The organism is Candidatus Methylopumilus rimovensis, from assembly GCF_006364615.1.
Classification (GTDB): domain Bacteria; phylum Pseudomonadota; class Gammaproteobacteria; order Burkholderiales; family Methylophilaceae; genus Methylopumilus; species Methylopumilus rimovensis.
The window spans coordinates 763,464-782,279 of the sequence record NZ_CP040986.1; the positions used below are offsets into that span (position 1 = coordinate 763,464).

The following is an 18,816-nucleotide window of genomic DNA, read 5'->3' on the forward strand; positions in this document are numbered from 1 at the left end:
GTATAAATGATTACCAATATTATAAGCTTTAAAGGCTGCATTCATTGAGAGGGAATATCATGAACGATAAAGAATTAGTCGCACATCAAGCTTTACAATATGTTAGTGAAAATATGATTGTGGGCTTAGGTACCGGCTCTACTGCTAACTTCTTTATCGACGCTTTAGCTAAACGAAATAAAGAAGAAAAATTAAATGTAAGAGCGGTCTCAAGCTCTGTTGTAAGTATGATTAAAGCGAAAGAAGCTGGTTTACCTCTCTTATCAATAGATCAAATAAAAGAAATTGATCTTTATATTGATGGCGCAGATGAAATTACACCTGACCTTACTTTACTTAAAGGGCGTGGTTATGATCTCGTTCGAGAAAAGCTACTTGCACGTGCAGCCAGAAAATTTATCGTTATTGCGGATGAATCTAAAATCGTTAAAAATATTGGAGATAATTTCCCCGTCCCTTCAGAAGTTCATCCATTCGCCTGGGAACTTGTAAAAAATGTCTTGATGAAAAAAGGTACAGGGGATATTAGAATCAATGCAGCAAAAGATGGTTATGCCATAACTTCATGTGGAAATTTTGTGCTTGATTTTAATTTTGCTGAAAAGAGTAGTGAAAACTTAAATAACTTACTTTCACTAACACCTGGCATTGTAGAACATGGTATTTTTTACAATTTGGCTCATGGCGCTCTAATTAGCCACAATGGAAATGTTCGTGAAATTTGGAGAAGCTAGATCTTTTCAATACCGCCCATATAAGGAATCAATACTTTGGGTATCGTAATACTGCCATCTTCGTTCTGATAGTTTTCAATAACTGCAACCAAGGTTCTACCTACAGCCAATCCAGAACCATTTAATGTATGAAGAAATAAATTCTTTCCATCTTCACTTTTAAATCTAGCTTTTAATCGCCTAGCTTGGAAAGCTTCACAATTTGAAACAGATGAAATTTCACGATATGTATTTTGTGATGGAAGCCAAACTTCCAAATCAAAAGTTTTTGCTGCGCCAAAGCCCATATCACCTGTACATAATGACAACAATCGATATGGAAGCTCTAATGAAGTCAAGATAAACTCAGCATGCGAAACCATCTCTTCTAATGCTTCGTAACTTTTATCAGGATGCACAATCTGAACCATTTCAACTTTATCAAATTGATGCTGCCTAATCATACCGCGTGTGTCTTTTCCATATGATCCGGCTTCTGACCTAAAGCATGGCGTATGTGCGGTTAATTTAATAGGAAGATCAGACTGTTTAACAACTTCATCTCGAACAAAATTTGTTAGCGTCACTTCAGAAGTTGGAATTAAATATAATTTACTTTCATTGTGTGAAAGGCTAAAAAGATCAGCTTCGAACTTAGGGAGCTGTCCTGTGCCTATTAGTGTCTCGCTATTCACTAAATAAGGCGTATAACATTCTTTATATCCGTGTTTCTCTGTTTGAGTGTCAAGCATGTATTGCGCAATAGCGCGATGCAGCCTTGCAAGCTTACCTTCCATTACTACAAAACGAGCCCCAGAAAGCTTTGCACCTAAATCAAAATTAAGTCCATGATTTGCACCCACATCAACATGGTCTTTAACTTTAAAAGTAAATTTTCTAGGCTCACCTACCGTCTTAACTATTTTGTTATCGGCTTCAGACTTACCTAGAGGGGTAGATTCGTGCGGAATATTAGGAAGATTCAGCATAAACTGATTAATTTTTTCTTGTAGCTCAGCCAATTCTGACTCACCTGCTTTTAAATCATCAGAAATAGCATTGACGCTTTTCATAAGTAAATCAGTATTCTCATTCTTAGATTTCGCAATGCCTATTTCTTTTGAAATAGAGTTTCTTTTTTCTTGAAAATCTTGCGTCTTTACTTGCAGTTCTTTTCTTACATTTTCCAATGACTGAAAAGTGCTTAAATCAAGATCAAAGCCTCGACTTGAAAGCTTTTGTTTAACAAATTCAATATCATTTCTTAATAACTGAATATCTATCATAAATACCCTATTTCTTTTGCTTGTCCTGAGATTTTAAATAATTCATTTTTTCAAGAATTTTACTCTCTAATCCTCGAGTTGTAGGCTTATAAAATTCAATAGGCTCTAAATTATCTGGAAAATATTTTTCACCTGACGCATACGCATCGGGTTCATTATGGGCATATCGATAATTTTTACCGTAATCTAATTCTTTCATAAGCTTAGTTGGAGCATTTCGAAGATGTACAGGCACATCGCTATTATCACCATCACCTACAAACGCTTTCACTTCATTAAAGGCCATATAGGCTGCATTACTTTTAGCCGCAATAGATAAGTAAATCACCGCATTTGAAAGCGCTAACTCACCCTCAGGCGAACCTAAACGCTCATAAATTTGATAGGCCTCTAAAGCCATGGTTTGTGCCTTCGGATCAGCTAACCCTATATCCTCAATTGCAATACGAACAATTCTTCTTGCCAAATAAAGTGGATCAGCTCCCCCATCCAGCATACGATGGAGCCAATACAGAGCTGCATTCGGATCAGAGCCTCTCACAGATTTATGAAGCGCTGAGATTTGATCGTAAAATTGATCTCCGCCTTTATCAAAGCGTCTTACTTTGCTCGTAATCGTTTTCTTTAAAAAATCTTGATCAATTTTATTTACTTTTAAAGATGTGGCTGTATTAAAAAGTAATTCTAAGAAATTAAGCAAACGTCTAGCATCGCCATTGATATGACCAATAATTTCTTGTCTAGCTTCTTCATCTACTTCAATATCTGGCGCAATATAATTTTTTGCTTTTTCATAGATCAAAAGAAGATCTTCTTGATCCAGCATTTTTAAAACGTAGACTTGGGATCGACTTAATAAAGCAGAGTTAACTTCAAAAGATGGATTTTCAGTTGTCGCTCCAATAAAAGTAATGAGCCCTGATTCGACATGCGGCAAAAATGCATCTTGTTGACTTTTATTAAATCGATGAACTTCATCTACAAATAGAATTGTCTTCTTATTATATTGTTGTAAATTAAGCTGTGCTTTATCTATAGCCTCTCGAATGTCTTTAACGCCAGACAATACTGCGGACACAGATATAAACTCAGCATCAATGGAATTGGCAATCACACGTGCAATCGTTGTTTTTCCAACTCCTGGCGGCCCCCAAAGAATCATGGACGGTAGATTTCCTGATTCTATTGCGACGCGTAATGATTTACCTTCACCTAAAATATGTTTTTGTCCTGCAATTTCACTGACAGATTTAGGCCTTAAATACTCAGCGAGAGGCAATTGGGATTGATTAGGTTCAAACATTTGGTTCATAAGCGCTATTTACCTGAAGTCTCTTCTTGAATAAGCCATTTACCATCTATTTTTTTGACTAAAAGGGATTTATTAGAGTCTTCAGTTAATTTATCAGAAGTATATTTCTGTTTAAATTGTATGCGGGCCAGATTTTCATTTTTCATAGTCACTTTTATATCTTCAATTTCAACAAGAATTTTTCCTTGTGATGAGATTTTTTGTTTTCTTGAAGCTTGCCATAAAGCTAACGCATCACCGTTGGGTGTTTTAAAATCTTCGGCATACTTACTTAAGTAAACCCCAATGTCTTTGGCTGACCAAGCACTTACCCAACTATTCGCAAATGCAATCAGCTCTGAATCTTTATTATTAGTAGGTTTTGTAGATGATGAATTATTAGAGGCTACGCCATTTTGTACAACATCGACACCAGTTGGCAGTTTAAATAAAAAATCATTGTCCACTAGGCTCACATTGTATTTTGCATTTTTAAAACTAATCGTTGTGGTATGTTCAAATGCATCAACAATTTTCATCACTGATAATTTATTTTCAGTTAATCCAAGTATGACTTTGCTAAAACCAGCCCCCTCTTCTTTAGGAACTGCTTCGACCCATTTAATATTTTGGTTCATTTCATTAGCGACCTGGTCTTCTATATTTCTGAGAGTAAAATATTTTTCAATATTTTTGCCTGCAATAATGAGAAGTGGTGTTGATCCAGCAACTTTAGCTATAGGATTAATAGAAACTTGTCTTAGATCCTGATCGTACATAAAGAGTCGATCGCCATCACTGATAATTTGATTTTGATAAGGCTTTAAATAATCCCACCTAAATTTATTAGGTCTTTTAAATAACATAACGCCTTCTACGTCCTGAAGTTTTAAGCCTTTCTTATCCAAAACAACCTGACTAAATTCAGAAGACATACTTGAAACGTTATTCACAAAAGCATTTAAATCTGAAATGCCGTCTGCAAGAACATTGAATGAGAAAATTAAAAAAGCAAAAAAGATTTTATTCATTTTGATTGGGAGCTAGGATGTCTCTATTGCCATTACTTTGCATAGCGGAAACGAGCCCAGCTCTTTCCATATCTTCAATAATTCTTGCGGCACGGTTATAACCAATGCGGAGATGTCTTTGCACTGAAGAGATGGATGGTTTTCTAGTTCGTAATACTAACTCCACAGCTTCATCATAAAGCGGGTCTTTCTCGCCAGAGAAATTAGAAGAAGAGTCGCCGTAATCACCGCTCTCTGAAGTTTCGTTAGTTAAAATACCTTCAATGTAATTAGGTTCGCCATGCGACTTAAGATAACTCACTACTTTATGAACTTCTTGGTCAGACACAAATGCACCATGAATTCTTTGAGGATAGCCTGAGCCTGCTGGCTGATATAACATATCCCCTTGCCCAAGGAGTGTTTCAGCGCCCATTTGATCTAAAATTGTTCGAGAATCGATTTTGCTAGAGACTTGGAATGCAATTCTTGCAGGAATGTTAGCTTTAATAAGCCCTGTAATGACATCAACGGAAGGTCTTTGTGTTGCTAATACTAGATGAATGCCAGAAGCTCTCGCTTTTTGAGCAAGTCTTGCAATAAGCTCTTCAATTTTTTTACCTACCACCATCATTAGATCAGCAAGTTCGTCAATCACAATGACAATAAGCGGCATTTCAGATAAAGGTTCAGTATTTTCTGGATTCACAGGATCCGCAATTGGGGAGCCATCTTTAATACTGTCTTTAATTTTTTGGTTGTATCCAGCTAAATTTCTAACGCCCAACATCGACATCAGCTTATAACGTCTTTCCATTTCAGCTACACACCAATTTAATGCATTAGCAGCTTGGCGCATATCAGTAACAACTGGTGCTAATAAATGAGGAATGCCCTCATATACTGATAACTCGAGCATTTTAGGATCGATGAAAATCATCCTAACTTTTTCAGAATTAGCTTTATAAAGCAAACTTAAGATTAATGCATTGATTGCCACTGATTTACCTGAGCCTGTGGTACCCGCAATTAATACATGTGGCATTTTCGACAAATCAGCAACCTCGGGTCGGCCTGAAATATCTTTTCCCAAAGCAATCGTGAGTGAAGCGCTCGTATCTGCAAAGATTTGAGAGCTCATAATTTCAGACAAATAAACAATCTGTCTCTTAGGATTAGGTATTTCTAATCCCATGCATGTTTTACCAGGAATCGTTTCAACCACACGAACGCTCACAACAGAAAGTGCGCGTGCCAAATCTTTTGATAAGTTGGTCACCTGACTACCTTTAACACCTGGCGCTGGCTCAAACTCATAACGTGTAATTACAGGGCCTGGCTGAGCAGATATTACCTTCGCTTCAATACCAAAGTCCATTAATTTTTTTTCAATAAGTCGAGATATAAACTCGATTGTTTCTGGCGATTGAGGTTCAACCTGATGCGAGGGTTGATCTAAAAGATGAAGTGGCGGTAATAAATTATCACTAAAATTAAATAGTGGAATTTGTTTTTCTTTTTGAACTCGCTCACTTTTTTTAATTTCAACTTCTGGAGATTCAATGTTAAGTGGCGATCTATTTTCAGATTTTCTTCGCTCACTCTCAAGCAGCTCCAATCTTTGCTTCTCGATAATTCTTCCGTGTTTGCGGTCTTGCCAATCTCTATATCTAAATTGTGCTCTTTGAAATAAAGCAAAAGTAAAGTGGCCAAAATGCTCTGAAATTTTAAGCCATGACCATCCTGTAAATAGACTAAAACCGATCGCAATCGATGTAATGAGAAAAATACTTGAGCCTAAATAACCTAAAGATGCACGCAACGCATGATCAAATAATTTTCCGAGCAATCCCCCTTGGCTTAATGGAAATTGAGCCGGCAGATCAACAAGATGGCCAGCCTCAAATGCAGCTGAACTAGAGATGAGAAGAAAGAAACCAAAATAATTAAAAAGTAAAAAAGAGCGATAGCCTTTTAACTCTTTATTGTATTGCGGGTAAAGAAGCCAAATACTAAAGAAACACAAAAAGCTTAACCACCAACTTGATAAGCCGAAAATATAGAGTAGCAAATCCGACAAATAAGAGCCAATAATACCACCGGCATTATGAATTGAATTTGCACCGCTGACACTATGAGACCATGAAGGATCTTGGTTAGAGTACGTCGCAAGTGTGATGGTTAAATAAAAGCCTAAAAAAATTAAACTTAACCACCAAGCTTCGCGTGTTAGCTTATTTTTAATCCCACTCAGCTTGTTATCTTGTGGAGTTTGGCTAGCTTTTGTAGATTCTGATTTTTTTTTAAAAAACAAGGTTGTAAATACTCGGAATGTTTCATCAATTATATCAGTTTGAGGTGCCAAAAAATGATGAAAAAAGCCACAAAAAAGGCCTGTTCTAACAAAAATAGGTTTGCTTAATCAAGCGATGAAAACTAAAATTGATCGTTTGTAACTTCATACTCTTTTCAGGAATTTTTTATGGCAAAACATGCCCAACTTATCATCTTAGGCTCTGGCCCCGCTGGCTATTCCGCTGCAGTTTATGCAGCTCGAGCAAACCTTAATCCTGTCCTGATTACAGGTATTGCTCAAGGTGGTCAATTAATGACTACAACAGATGTTGATAATTGGCCTGCGGATCCTGACGGTGTCATGGGCCCTGAACTGATGGAACGTTTTGAAAAACATGCTAAACGCTTCAATACCGAAATTGTATTTGACCATATTCATACAACACACCTCAAAGAAAAGCCCATTCGACTCGTAGGCGATTCATCCGAATACACTTGTGACGCTCTCATTATTGCCACAGGTGCTTCAGCAAAATATCTTGGATTAGATAGTGAAACAGCATTTTTAGGTAAAGGAGTTTCTGCATGCGCAACATGCGATGGATTCTTTTATAAAAATCAAGAAGTAGCTGTTGTCGGTGGCGGTAATACAGCGATTGAAGAAGCGCTTTATTTGTCTAATATTGCAAATAAAGTAACTTTAATTCATAGACGCGATAAATTTAAAGCTGAAGCGATTCAGATGGACAAAATACACGATCGCGTAAAAGAGGGAAAAATCGTCCTTGAAACATTTAAAGTCCTCGAGGAAGTATTAGGTGATGCTTCAGGTGTCACAGGCATCAAAATCAAAGATGTAAATACAAATGAAAGTAAAACCATAGCACTCAAAGGTATTTTTATTGCTATTGGTCATCAACCGAATACTTCAATTTTCGAAGGCCAATTAAATATGGAAAATGGTTATATAGTTACCAATGCAGGTCGCGAAGGTAATTTTACAGCTACCTCAATCCCTGGCGTGTTTGCAGCGGGTGATGTGCAAGATCATATATATCGTCAAGCAGTTACAAGCGCTGGTACGGGCTGTATGGCAGCTCTCGATGCAGAAAGATTTTTAACAAAATAATGTCATGGCAGCAAATGATGAAGACGAAATTGATTTATTCAGAGAAGCCATCAAAGGGGCAAATCCATTAAGAATCAGTCCCAAGAAAAAAGAGCATAAAGCCCCTCAAAAAAAACCCAAGCCGGTACCTCTTAACCTTATAAGAGACGAAAAACAAGCGCTCATTGATTCCATCAGCGATCACTATGAACCGCTTCATGATATTGAGAATGGAGAAGAACTTTTTTATATTAGAGAAGGCCATTCCCCTGATATTTTAAAAAAACTAAGAAAAGGATTTTGGGTTGTACAAAAATCTATTGATCTCCATGGCATGATTTCGGATGAAGCTAAAGCCTATGTTGTTCAATTTATTGCTGAATGTAAAAAAAATAATATTCGATGCGTTCGCATCGTGCATGGAAAAGGTTACAACTCGAAAAATAAGGAACCTGTTCTTAAAAACAAATTAAAGCATTGGTTAGCACAAAAAGAAGAGGTAATAGCATACGCTCAAGCTAGAGTGCATGATGGTGGTGGCGGCGCAGTTATTGTTTTATTAAGCGCACATTAAGCCTCACCAAGGAAGCCTCCGCTTTGATGTCTCCAGAGTCTCGCATATAAACCTTTCTTTTTAATAAGCTCAGCATGAGACCCCTCCTCAATAATCTTACCTTTGTCGATGACAATTAGTCTATCCATTGCTGCAATAGTTGATAGTCGATGTGCGATTGCAATTACTGTTTTGCCTTCCATGAGTTGATAGAGGCTTTGCTGAATCACAACCTCAATCTCTGAGTCAAGCGCACTTGTTGCCTCATCTAACAACAATATCGGCGCATCTTTTAACATAACTCTGGCAATAGATATTCGCTGCCTCTGGCCGCCTGATAATTTAACGCCTCTTTCTCCTACGTGTGCTTCATAACCTTTTCTAGAAAAATTATCTTCTAACTGCATTATAAAATCGTGCGCCTTAGCTCTTTTTGCAGCATCAATCATTTGTTTTTGAGTTGCATTAGGTCTGCCATACACAATGTTATCTTTAACGGAACGGTGAAGAAGAGAAGTATCTTGGGTCACCATACCAATTTTTTCTCTTAAGCTATTTTGCTTTACTTTAGAAATATCTTGATCATCAATTGTGATCATGCCTGCTTTGAGATCATAAAATCTTAATAGTAAATTTACGAGCGTAGATTTTCCTGAGCCAGATCTTCCTACTAAGCCAACCTTCTCACCCGGATTAATATGTAAAGAAAAGTTATGAATAACAGATTTTTTTTGGTTAGGATAATTAAAAACTATATTTTGAAATGAAACCGAAGCCTTCTTTATTTGGAGATCTTTTGCACTTTTTTCATCTTTAATCTCTTGATGCATTGATAAAGTATTCAAACCATCTTGAAGCGTTCCCACTTGTTCATATAGCGAAGTCATCTCCCACATCACCCAATGCGATATACCATTTAATCTAAGAGCCATGGCGGTGGAAGTTGCAATTACACCCACCATAATTTCGCTGCTCGACCACAGCCAAATTGCAGCAAAAGCAGTACCAATCACAAGAAGCATACTGAGCAAATGGTTAATGACTTCAATCCAGCTAACTAATCGCATTTGCTTATTTACACTAACTAAGAATTCCTTCATAGCCACTTTTGCAAAATTAGCTTCCCGTCCTGCATGTGAAAATAGTTTGATTGTGCTTATATTGGTATATGCATCTGTAATTCTTCCAGTCATTAAAGATCTAGCATCAGCTTGATTTCTTGATAGCTTGCTTAAGCGCGGCACAAAATACACTAAAGCCAAAATATAAAATATTACCCATCCAATAAAAGGAAGTATTAATACATAATTAAATTTGCCAACAACTAAAATCATCGTGAGAAAATAAATCACAACATAAATTAATATGTCAGCCAAAATAAACCATAAATCTCTGACAGCAAGAGCAGTTTGCATAACTTTTGCAGCAACTCTTCCTGCAAATTCATTATGATAAAAATTCATACTTTGATTAAGAAGCAAGCGATGGAAATTCCAACGCATGCGCATCGGGAATGCGCCAGCAAGTGATTGATGCTTAATTAATGTTTGAAATAAAATAAGCACTGTACTTAAAATTAAAATCAGGGAAGCAGATAGCAGCATTGAAAAATGTTGGCTCCAGAAATCATTTCGACTTGAATGATTTAAGAGATCAACAAGCGATCCCATGTATGAAAATAAAACAGCTTCGAATCCACCTATAAATGCTGTTAGTAAAGCCATACATAAAATTAGCCATCTAAGATTTTTCGTGCACAACCAAATAAATGGTAATAAAGTTTTAGGTGGGGTAACTAAAAAATCTTCAGGAAATGGATTAAGTAGCTTTTCGAAATGCTTAAACATGAAAAAGCTTAATTAGACTCTATTAAACAGATAGCTTGGGCTGCAATACCCTCTCCTCTACCAGTAAATCCAAGAGTTTCAGTAGTTGTCGCTTTAACATTGATTCTATCTATATCTATATTACAATCCGATGCAATATTCTTTTTAATTTGATCAATATAAGGGGTTAATTTAGGCAATTCACAAATCACAGTCGCATCAATATTTACAATAGAATATTTTTTTTGCTGAAGAAGTGAAATGACTTTTTTTAAAATTTCTCTTGAATTTATATCCTTAATCAAAGGATCTGTATTTGGAAAATGCTTTCCAATATCACCTAAAGCAGCTGCGCCGAGAATAGCATCTGATATGGCATGAAGAAGAACGTCAGCATCTGAATGGCCATCCAATCCCTTACTGAATGGAATATCAACGCCGCCAATGATACATTTTCTTCCATTCACCAATTGATGAACATCAAAACCTTGTCCGACTTTTATCATAGTAAATACCTATTTATTTATTAAACGTTCAAGGATACTGAGATCCTCTTGGTAGGTGACTTTAAAATTTTTAAAATTGCCTTTAATTAATTTAGGTTTCAAACCTAAACCCTCAATCGCCTGAGATTCATCCGTTGGAATTCCGTCAAACTTTTCTAACGCATCACTTAACATTTTATATCGATACATTTGTGGTGTTTGTGCTTGCCACAAATAATCTCTTGAGGGTGACTCAACTACCCTATCTTCTTTATCAGATTTTTTTATAGTGTCTGCTATAGGATAAGCCAAGAGACCACCTACCGAATCATCTTTTAATACATGCATTAAACGCTCTACATCTTTTTCTTCTATACCAGGACGAGCAGCATCATGAACCAAAATCCAATCGCTGTCATCTGCATAATCTTTTATTATTTTTAGTGTATTAAGTACTGTTTCTGCTCGAGATTCACCACCACAATAGTGAACACTAACCTTTGATGATAAAGACAGGTTAAGTGTTTTCCAGATTTCATCGTTTGGGTGAAGTGCAATATGAATTGAATCAACGAGTGGAATATTTTGAAAAACTCTAAGCACTCTCTCAATAAAGGTTTGCTTATGAATTTTAAGATATTGCTTAGGCTGGCCAAGCCCCATTCTGGAACCTGAGCCTGCGGCTGGAATAATGATATGAAATTTGGCCATGGCAAATTTTAACATGGCCTCATATGAGGCTTTTAAGAGATAAGATTAATCTTCTGTATTAGCGGCAATTTTATGAATCGAAATATCTGCACCATTAAATTCTTCTTCTTGGCTTAATCGTATACCAAAGAAATACTTGATGACCCCATAAACCAGAAATCCGCCTAAAAGTGCTATACCCACTCCCAATAAAGTCCCAATGAGTTGCGATGTAAAACTAACACCACCCATGCCCCCAAAATATGTGGATCCAAAAATACCTGCTGCAATGCCGCCCCAGGCTCCACATAGTCCATGCAATGGCCATACTCCCAATACATCATCAATTTTTAAACGATTTTGCGTGAGCGTAAAAGCCCATACAAAAAGTATGCCGGCAACTAAACCAGTAATAAGGGCACCTATGGGATGAAAAATATCGGATCCCGCGCACACAGCTACAAGACCTGCGAGTGGTCCATTATGGATAAAACCAGGATCATTTTTTCCAACGATGAGTGCTGCAATTGTGCCGCCTACTAATGCCATTAAAGAATTAATCGCTACAAGGCCTGAAATACCGTTGGCAGTTTGCGCTGACATCACATTAAAACCGAACCAACCTACAGTTAAAATCCAAGCACCTAAAGCTAGAAATGGAATATTAGATGGCGGATACGCTTGGAGCCTTCCGTCTTTGCCATATCTCCCATGTCTCGCACCAAGTAATAACACGGCAACTAAAGCAATCCATCCACCCATGGCATGCACAACGACTGAACCTGCAAAATCATGAAATTTAAATCCAAAATGACCTTCAAGAAAAGATTGAACGCCTAAATGATTATTCCAAGCAATACCTTCAAAAATGGGATACACGAATCCTACCAAAGCAAAAGTGGCTGCTAATTGAGAATTGAATTTAGCTCTCTCAGCAATACCTCCAGAAATAATTGCAGGAATCGCTGCAGCAAAAGTTAGTAAAAAGAAAAACTTTACAAGGTCATATCCATTTTTAGCAGACAATGTTTCTGCTGGAGATAAGAAATTAACCCCATATGCGATGCCATACCCAATAAAGAAATATGCAATCGTCGACACAGAAAAATCAACAAGAATTTTAACAAGCGCATTCACTTGGTTTTTATGACGAACTGTACCTACTTCTAAAAATGCAAACCCCGCATGCATAGCAAGCACCATTATCGCGCCTAACAAAACAAACAAAACATCATTTGCACCAATTAAGTTATCCATGACGAGAATTCCTTATCTTTAGTATTTAATTAAACTTAATTTTATATAAAAAAGAATGGAAATTAGAGATTGTGAATTTTTTTATCTTAAAATTTGCGAATTATTCTAATTTTAAGCACTATTTGTGTGCATTTATATCAATTCATGTTTTGATGCACATAAATAATGCATCAAAATAATCATTAAAGTCTTATGAACCCCGTTTAAGATATCAAAATCGATTTTTTTAATTAAACCCCATGTTGGAATATATTCTTCTCGCTCTTCTAATTACAACCGTTTGGTTTTGGATTGATACTATCTCGAAACGTGAGCTAGCTATTCAACTTGGTAAAAATCTATCTCAACAATTTGATCTTCAGTTTTTAGATGAAACTGTTGCCTGCGAAAAAATTACATTGAAACGCAATGAAAAAGGACAGGTTGCCATATTACGATGTTATGAATTTATGGTAAGTAGCTCCACAAATGATCGAATCAAATGCAATCTTTTTCTTTTGGGCAAAAATTTGCATAACTGGCATATTCCACCTTATATCAACACCGCCTCTTAAATGTATATAGGTCGCTTTGCTCCATCTCCAACAGGGCCAATACATTTTGGATCATTGGTCACTGCAGTCGCAAGCTATCTTGATGCCAAACATCACGATGGCATATGGAAAATCAGAATGGAAGACCTCGATCAGCCAAGATTTGTTGAGGGAAGCGATAAAGCTATTATCAATTCGCTTCATCAACATGGTTTTCATTGGGATGATGAAATCATTTATCAAAGCCATCGAATAGATATTTATCAAACGTATCTGTCTAATTTAAATCAGCAAGGCAGTACTTATTTTTGCGAATGTAGTAGAAAAGAAATTGCTGATTCAGCCATGACAGGGATTGATGGAATGATTTACCCGGGTACTTGCAGAAATAAAAAATTAGATGCTAATCATCATGCTTTAAGAATCATAGCAAAAGATACTTTCATCACATTTGAAGACAAGATCCAAGGTAGCATTCATCAAAATATATCAAAAGACTTTGGTGATTTTATTTTAAAAAGATCAGATGGTATTTATGCTTATCAGCTAGCAGTTGTTATTGATGATGCATTGCAAAATATCAACACTATTATAAGAGGTGCCGATCTTATCGACTCCACGTCAAGGCAGATATATTTACAAAAGAATTTATCATTCCCTTCGATGAATTACGGTCATATACCTATTGCAACTTTAAATCAAAAAAAATTAAGCAAAGAAAATCATTCTACCCCTGTGAATGATGCAAATATAAAAAATAATCTGATCGCATGCCTTAAATTTCTTGGGCAAGACTATGAGTTAATTGAAAAAGAAAATACACTTACAAACTTTTGGACTACAGCTATTCAATTATGGGATATCTCACTTGTGCCCAAAATCAAAACGATTGAAATTTAAATTTTATGCATAACTCTGAAGACACTTTACATCGATTTATTTTTGAAAATACTGACATTCGCGGCAACTATGTGAAGCTTAATCACACGATCGAAGAGGCTACACAACACCAAGCCTTGCCTCAGAATATTCACATAGCATTAGGTGAGTTGATGGTAGCAAGCTCTCTCCTTGCTTCCACTCTCAAACTTGATGGTTCCTTAACATTACAAATTCAAACAAATGGGCCACTCAAATTATTAATTGCTGAATGCAATGAAAACTTAGGTATAAGAGGTACGGTTAAATGGAACGGCCCTATCGAATCCATAGCGCCTATTGATCTAATTAAAGAAGGTCACTTTATCATTACCTTAATTCAAAAAAATGCAAAGACACCCTATCAAGGTATTGTTCCTATGGAAGGAAATTTAATCAGTGAGCTACTTGAAAATTACATGTTAAGGTCGGAGCAGATTCAAACAAAATTATGGATTCATTCTCAAGAAAATATCTTTCATGGGCTTCTTATACAAAAACTTCCATTTAATTCTTCAGCGGAAGCACTCGATCATGATGCAATGACAAGTGCTTGGGAAGATATAGTAATGTCCGCTGATAAATCTTTTAAAACTATTCATCCAGCATTAGAAGCTTCCAAAATTCTTCAAACAATATTTTCTTCAGAAACTATTCGTCTATACGATCCAAGCTATCCTAATTTTGCGTGCAGTTGCTCTAAAAAAAGCGTAGAAAATATGCTTCGTCTCATCGGCAAAAAAGAATGCGAATCTATCATTGAAGAACAATCATCAATCACAATTCACTGTGATTTCTGCAACGAATGCTATAAATATTCGGAAGATGAAGTGGAGTTTATCTTTAACGAATCAGAAGATTCAATTAAACATTAAAATGTTCTTGCCTATATTTTTCATATAGACATATCGAGACAGCTGCTGAAACATTTAAAGATTCAATCCCTTTTTCCATAGGTATATGAATTGAATGTGAAGTTAATTGCATCGTTTCTGAATGAATACCATTTCCCTCGTTCCCAAAAATAAATGCGACAGGACCTTTCAAGTCTTCTTTAAAAATGGATTTTCCACTTAATGTTGTTGCAAAAATTTTTCCAGTGAATGATTTTGTGATATCTGAAAAATTTGCCTTCTCAATACATGGAAGATGAAAATGGGCACCCTGGCCACCTCGTAAAACTTTAGGCGACCAAAGGTCAGCGCAATGATCAGACAAGTAAACAAGATCAACACCAGAGGCGCTTGCAGATCTTAATATACTGCCCAAATTACCTGGATCCTGAATATCTTCTAAAAATAAAATACAGTTTTGTTTTTTTGATGGTTCCAAATGTGGGATGTTAATAGAAGCCAAAATACCCGTAGGCGATATGACAGGCGCTATTTCAGAAAAAAGCCCTGCTGGGAATTCTAATACTTGTGTATCTTCATTAAGATAAGATGCAATCTTATCAAGATTACCGCCCTCGATTAAGGCTATTGAATCAGGAGAACCAAAACGTTCCGCATAAGATTCAATAAGGTGCATCCCATCTAAAATAGTTTGCTGTACTTCGTGGCGATAACGCGGTGATTCGTTAAGTTTTTTTAAATGTTTAAAGTGTTGATTTCCGCGAGATGAAATAACTTGGTGCTTCATATTATTCAAAGGCCTTCATAGGAGACATTTTAAATCCTGATTGCCTTAACTGACTTAACAAGCCATCTTGACCCGCAAGATGTGAAGCGCCTACTGCAATGAACAACTGCTTATCTTTTGAAAGTTCTTTAATTTTTGCTACCATTTTTTTATTTCTCTCATCCATAAGCTTAACTTTAATTTTAGCCCACAACGCTTCTGGCAATAACTTACCCGTTAATCGCTCATCGGTATGACGTATTTGTTCTGCATCAGCTGAAAGATAGTCTTTCATAAGTAAATTGTAGTCGGATAATCTTTCTTTCTCTGTCTTTTTTAAAACTGCTCTAAGCATGATTAATTGTTCATCTAAAGATAATGAGTCCATTGTGGCAAAATGTTCTTGGGATGACTCTATGCCTATAACATCTTTATCTAAATCTCCTGCCATGGCCATCAAAAGATAGTCTTGATTAAATTCAGTATGAGGCTTTGGTGAATCAAAAATGACTGCTAAAAGCCAAGGTTTCATTCTGATGACATTCTCGAAATACATCACATGAAATTCTGAAAGTTTTTTCACTTGATTCAATTCATCTTCAGTCAATTTCGATACTAAGGAATGATCCTTCAAAATGAGATTTGGTGAATGATTATCAGGTGTAATTTCTACAAGAAGAAGATCTGACTGACTGACTGATTTTTTAACGACAGGTAAGAATTTAATAATCCTATTGTCATCAGTATGAATTGTTCCGAATAAATAATGTGTTGAACCGTTTGGCGCCTTTAATTGCCAGAACAAACCCCTCTCATTGGCATGAGCCATTGAGATAATATTTAAGAGTAATATAACTAATATTGAAAAACGTTTCATATCTTAAAATTAAATTAAGCATTCCTCACAAAAACATATGGGTCAATGGATAAAAACTGATTTCGGTTCCATCGCTTTTCTTGATCATCATGACCCCTTTCCGAATACTGATCAAGCGCTTATTGAGCCTAATGGTCTTATTGCAGTATCTAATACACTTAAGAGTGAGAGAATTATTGAAGCATATAAACAAGGAATATTTCCCTGGTTTAATCAACATGAACCTATTTTATGGTGGTCGCCCGATCCAAGATTAGTATTATTTCCCCATGATCTTAAGATTTCATCATCGCTTTCTAAGAAAATTAAAAAAAATAATTATCAATTTGAAGTAGATAAGAATTTTTTATCTGTCATTAAAAGCTGCAGTGAAGTTAAGCGAAAAGATCAAGATGGAACTTGGATTGATGAGCGCATTATTAACGCCTATTCAGAATTACATCAAATGAAAATAGCTCACTCTTTTGAAATTTATTTTAATGGAAATCTCGTTGGCGGTCTTTATGGGATTATTTTGGATGATGTTTTTTTCGGAGAATCTATGTTTCACTATGAAACAGATGCCTCAAAAATTGCATTTGTACTTGCTGTCCAATATTTAAAAAAGATGGGCGTTAAAATGATAGACTGTCAAATGAAAACAAAACATCTTTTAAGTTTTGGCGCTAAAGAAATTACGCGTAATCAATTTATTCAATTGCTTAATAATTATATTAAAACATGAGTCTTCCTGACGAACTTTCAAGTCATAAAATTCAATTCTATGTCACTACAAGTTATGCATGTGGTTATCTAGAAGGCCGTGCCTCACAATCATTAGTTGCCACACCCCATAATATTGTTAGCCAACGTCATTACAATGATCTTATTAAAAAAGGTTTCCGAAGAAGTGGTAAGTTTACATATAAACCTTATTGTGAACTTTGTAATGCATGCATACCTATTCGCATTAATGTTAAAAATTTTATATCCTCTAAAAGCTTTAAAAGGAACATAAAGAAACATCAGCATTTAAAAGCTTCAGTCCTTCCACTTTCCTTTCATGAAAATCATTTTAAGCTTTACATGGAATACCAAAAAACGAGACATGAAAAATCTAAAACAACGGATGATGAAGTTAATCAGTACAGTGAATTTTTATTACAAAGTAATATTGATAGTCGATTAATTCAATTTCAAGATCAAGATGATTTAAAAATAATAAGTTTTGTTGATGTAATTGATGACGGAATTTCTGCAGTCTATACATTTTTTGATACAAACGATAAATCCTTCAGTTATGGTACTTATTCCATATTATGGCTTATCAATTGGTGCATTGAAAAAAAATTAGATTATGTTTATTTAGGCTACTGGATTAAAGAGAGTAAAAAGATGAATTACAAAACTCACTTTAAGCCATTTGAGTTATTCATAAATAATGAATGGCGATCATTTAATAGTGAACATGATACAATTCAATTGTTAAACAATATCAAATAAATCAATTATATACAGTGAATAAAATTCTTATTTTTGGTGTAGGTCTTATTGGTGGATCTATTGCACTCTCTGCAAAAAAATCAGGTTTCGCATCCGATATTGTGGGCGTCGGTAGGAACCAAGATAACCTCAATGATGCTATTAAACTAAAACTTATTGATCGCACAAGCCAAGATTTAAAGAAAGATATTTCAGAAGCGCATATTATTATTATCGCAACACCTGTTGCGCAATTTCCGGTCATACTCCAGTTAATCCAACCACATTTATCTTCACACACGATCATTACTGACGTGGGCAGCACAAAAACTGATGTCATTGAATCAGCCAAACAAATTTTAGGCCCACAATACTCTCAATTCATTGGTGGGCATCCTATTGCTGGATCTGAAAAACATGGCGCAACTGCAGCCCATATTGATCTATTTAAAAATAAAAATGTCATATTAACGGCAGATCAAGAGACGTCTTTTGAAGCAAAACAAAAAATCGAAATGCTATGGAAAAATGCAGGCGCCATAGTTTCAAATATGTCTCATAACGATCATGACAAAATATTTTCAACGATTAGTCATCTACCACATTTATTAGCCTTCTCTCTTGTAGATATGATTACGCAAAGAAAAAATGCAAATGAACTCTTAAAGTTTGCTGCGAGTGGATTTAAAGACTTTACAAGAATCGCGGCAAGCTCTCCTGAGATGTGGAAAGATATTACACTTGCAAATAAGAAATTTATTCTTGAAGATATTCAGCTTTTTGAAAATCAAATTAAATTACTTAAAGAAGCCATTGAACAAGAAGATACCAAAAAGATTTTGGCGTTATTCGAAAATGCAAGTAAAACTCGAAACGAATGGTCAAAATAATAT

19 protein-coding genes are annotated in these 18,816 nt (G+C 35.7%); 9 read left to right on the forward strand and 10 right to left on the reverse strand.

The window, feature by feature from the left end:
* Positions 1–59: 59 nt before the first annotated feature.
* Positions 60–734 carry a ribose 5-phosphate isomerase A gene (gene rpiA / locus FIT61_RS03855; protein ID WP_139883366.1) on the forward strand — a complete coding sequence of 225 codons (675 nt, stop codon included), beginning with the start codon at positions 60–62 and terminating at the stop codon, positions 732–734.
* On the opposite strand, the gene serS is transcribed toward rpiA, so the two are convergent.
* The 4 genes from serS to FIT61_RS03875 are packed head-to-tail and all read right to left on the reverse strand — an operon-like array spanning position 731 to position 6,614.
* Entirely contained in the window at positions 731–1,999 is a 1,269-nt protein-coding gene (gene serS / locus FIT61_RS03860) for a serine--tRNA ligase (RefSeq protein ID WP_139883368.1), read from the reverse strand. The genes rpiA and serS overlap by 4 nt on opposite strands.
* A gap of 7 nt (positions 2,000–2,006) precedes the next feature.
* A complete protein-coding gene (locus FIT61_RS03865) occupies positions 2,007–3,311 on the reverse strand; it encodes a replication-associated recombination protein A (RefSeq protein ID WP_139883370.1) in 1,305 nt (434 codons plus the stop codon).
* Positions 3,312–3,316: 5 nt separating this feature from the next.
* Positions 3,317–4,321, reverse strand: coding sequence for an outer membrane lipoprotein periplasmic chaperone LolA (gene lolA, locus FIT61_RS03870; protein WP_139883371.1), 1,005 nt, complete (start codon positions 4,319–4,321; stop codon positions 3,317–3,319).
* Positions 4,314–6,614, reverse strand: coding sequence for a DNA translocase FtsK (locus tag FIT61_RS03875; RefSeq protein ID WP_139883939.1), 2,301 nt, complete (start codon positions 6,612–6,614; stop codon positions 4,314–4,316). Before FIT61_RS03875 ends, lolA begins: the two co-directional genes overlap by 8 nt.
* Positions 6,615–6,782: 168 nt before the next feature.
* Here FIT61_RS03875 and trxB point away from each other — a divergent pair, with 168 nt between their 5' ends.
* Positions 6,783–7,724, forward strand: a complete 942-nt coding sequence (gene trxB, locus FIT61_RS03880; protein ID WP_139883373.1) for a thioredoxin-disulfide reductase — start codon at positions 6,783–6,785, stop codon at positions 7,722–7,724.
* 4 nt (positions 7,725–7,728) lie between these two features.
* Entirely contained in the window at positions 7,729–8,277 is a 549-nt protein-coding gene (locus FIT61_RS03885; RefSeq protein ID WP_139883374.1) for a Smr/MutS family protein, read from the forward strand.
* Here the strand turns inward: FIT61_RS03885 and FIT61_RS03890 are convergent.
* Genes FIT61_RS03890 through FIT61_RS03905 form a run of 4 tightly spaced genes read right to left on the reverse strand, consistent with a single transcriptional unit; the run spans position 8,274 to position 12,514 of the window.
* Positions 8,274–10,103, reverse strand: coding sequence for an ABC transporter ATP-binding protein (locus tag FIT61_RS03890; RefSeq protein ID WP_139883376.1), 1,830 nt, complete (start codon positions 10,101–10,103; stop codon positions 8,274–8,276). The two genes, FIT61_RS03885 and FIT61_RS03890, sit on opposite strands and share 4 nt — an antisense overlap.
* Before the next feature lie 8 nt (positions 10,104–10,111).
* A complete protein-coding gene (ispF, locus tag FIT61_RS03895; protein WP_139873497.1) occupies positions 10,112–10,588 on the reverse strand; it encodes a 2-C-methyl-D-erythritol 2,4-cyclodiphosphate synthase in 477 nt (158 codons plus the stop codon).
* A gap of 9 nt (positions 10,589–10,597) precedes the next feature.
* Positions 10,598–11,278, reverse strand: coding sequence for a 2-C-methyl-D-erythritol 4-phosphate cytidylyltransferase (gene ispD, locus FIT61_RS03900; RefSeq protein WP_139883378.1), 681 nt, complete (start codon positions 11,276–11,278; stop codon positions 10,598–10,600).
* 45 nt (positions 11,279–11,323) lie between these two features.
* On the reverse strand, positions 11,324–12,514 hold the full coding sequence (locus FIT61_RS03905) for an ammonium transporter (protein WP_139873499.1): 1,191 nt from the start codon (positions 12,512–12,514) through the stop codon (positions 11,324–11,326).
* 239 nt (positions 12,515–12,753) lie between these two features.
* Here FIT61_RS03905 and FIT61_RS03910 point away from each other — a divergent pair, with 239 nt between their 5' ends.
* The 3 genes from FIT61_RS03910 to hslO are packed head-to-tail and all read left to right on the forward strand — an operon-like array spanning position 12,754 to position 14,840.
* Positions 12,754–13,068, forward strand: coding sequence for a DUF3301 domain-containing protein (locus FIT61_RS03910; protein ID WP_139873500.1), 315 nt, complete (start codon positions 12,754–12,756; stop codon positions 13,066–13,068).
* The gene (gluQRS, locus tag FIT61_RS03915; RefSeq protein WP_139883379.1) at positions 13,069–13,947 is read left to right on the forward strand and encodes a tRNA glutamyl-Q(34) synthetase GluQRS; all 879 of its coding nucleotides are present in this window, start codon (positions 13,069–13,071) and stop codon (positions 13,945–13,947) included. It begins immediately after the preceding gene.
* Positions 13,948–13,952: 5 nt separating this feature from the next.
* Positions 13,953–14,840 carry an Hsp33 family molecular chaperone HslO gene (gene hslO / locus FIT61_RS03920; RefSeq protein WP_139883381.1) on the forward strand — a complete coding sequence of 296 codons (888 nt, stop codon included), beginning with the start codon at positions 13,953–13,955 and terminating at the stop codon, positions 14,838–14,840.
* Here the strand turns inward: hslO and FIT61_RS03925 are convergent.
* A complete protein-coding gene (locus FIT61_RS03925; protein ID WP_139883383.1) occupies positions 14,830–15,606 on the reverse strand; it encodes a TrmH family RNA methyltransferase in 777 nt (258 codons plus the stop codon). The two genes, hslO and FIT61_RS03925, sit on opposite strands and share 11 nt — an antisense overlap.
* A gap of 1 nt (position 15,607) precedes the next feature.
* The gene (locus FIT61_RS03930) at positions 15,608–16,462 is read right to left on the reverse strand and encodes a TraB/GumN family protein (RefSeq protein WP_139883385.1); all 855 of its coding nucleotides are present in this window, start codon (positions 16,460–16,462) and stop codon (positions 15,608–15,610) included.
* 37 nt (positions 16,463–16,499) lie between these two features.
* Here FIT61_RS03930 and aat point away from each other — a divergent pair, with 37 nt between their 5' ends.
* From aat to FIT61_RS03945, 3 genes are read left to right on the forward strand one after another with little or no spacing between them, the layout of a single operon-like run.
* Entirely contained in the window at positions 16,500–17,186 is a 687-nt protein-coding gene (gene aat / locus FIT61_RS03935) for a leucyl/phenylalanyl-tRNA--protein transferase (RefSeq protein WP_139883387.1), read from the forward strand.
* Positions 17,183–17,944 carry an arginyltransferase gene (locus tag FIT61_RS03940; protein ID WP_139883388.1) on the forward strand — a complete coding sequence of 254 codons (762 nt, stop codon included), beginning with the start codon at positions 17,183–17,185 and terminating at the stop codon, positions 17,942–17,944. Before aat ends, FIT61_RS03940 begins: the two co-directional genes overlap by 4 nt.
* Positions 17,945–17,958: 14 nt before the next feature.
* Positions 17,959–18,813 (forward strand): prephenate dehydrogenase, encoded by an 855-nt coding sequence (locus FIT61_RS03945; protein ID WP_139883390.1) that lies wholly within the window; start codon positions 17,959–17,961, stop codon positions 18,811–18,813.
* Positions 18,814–18,816 lie beyond the last annotated feature (3 nt).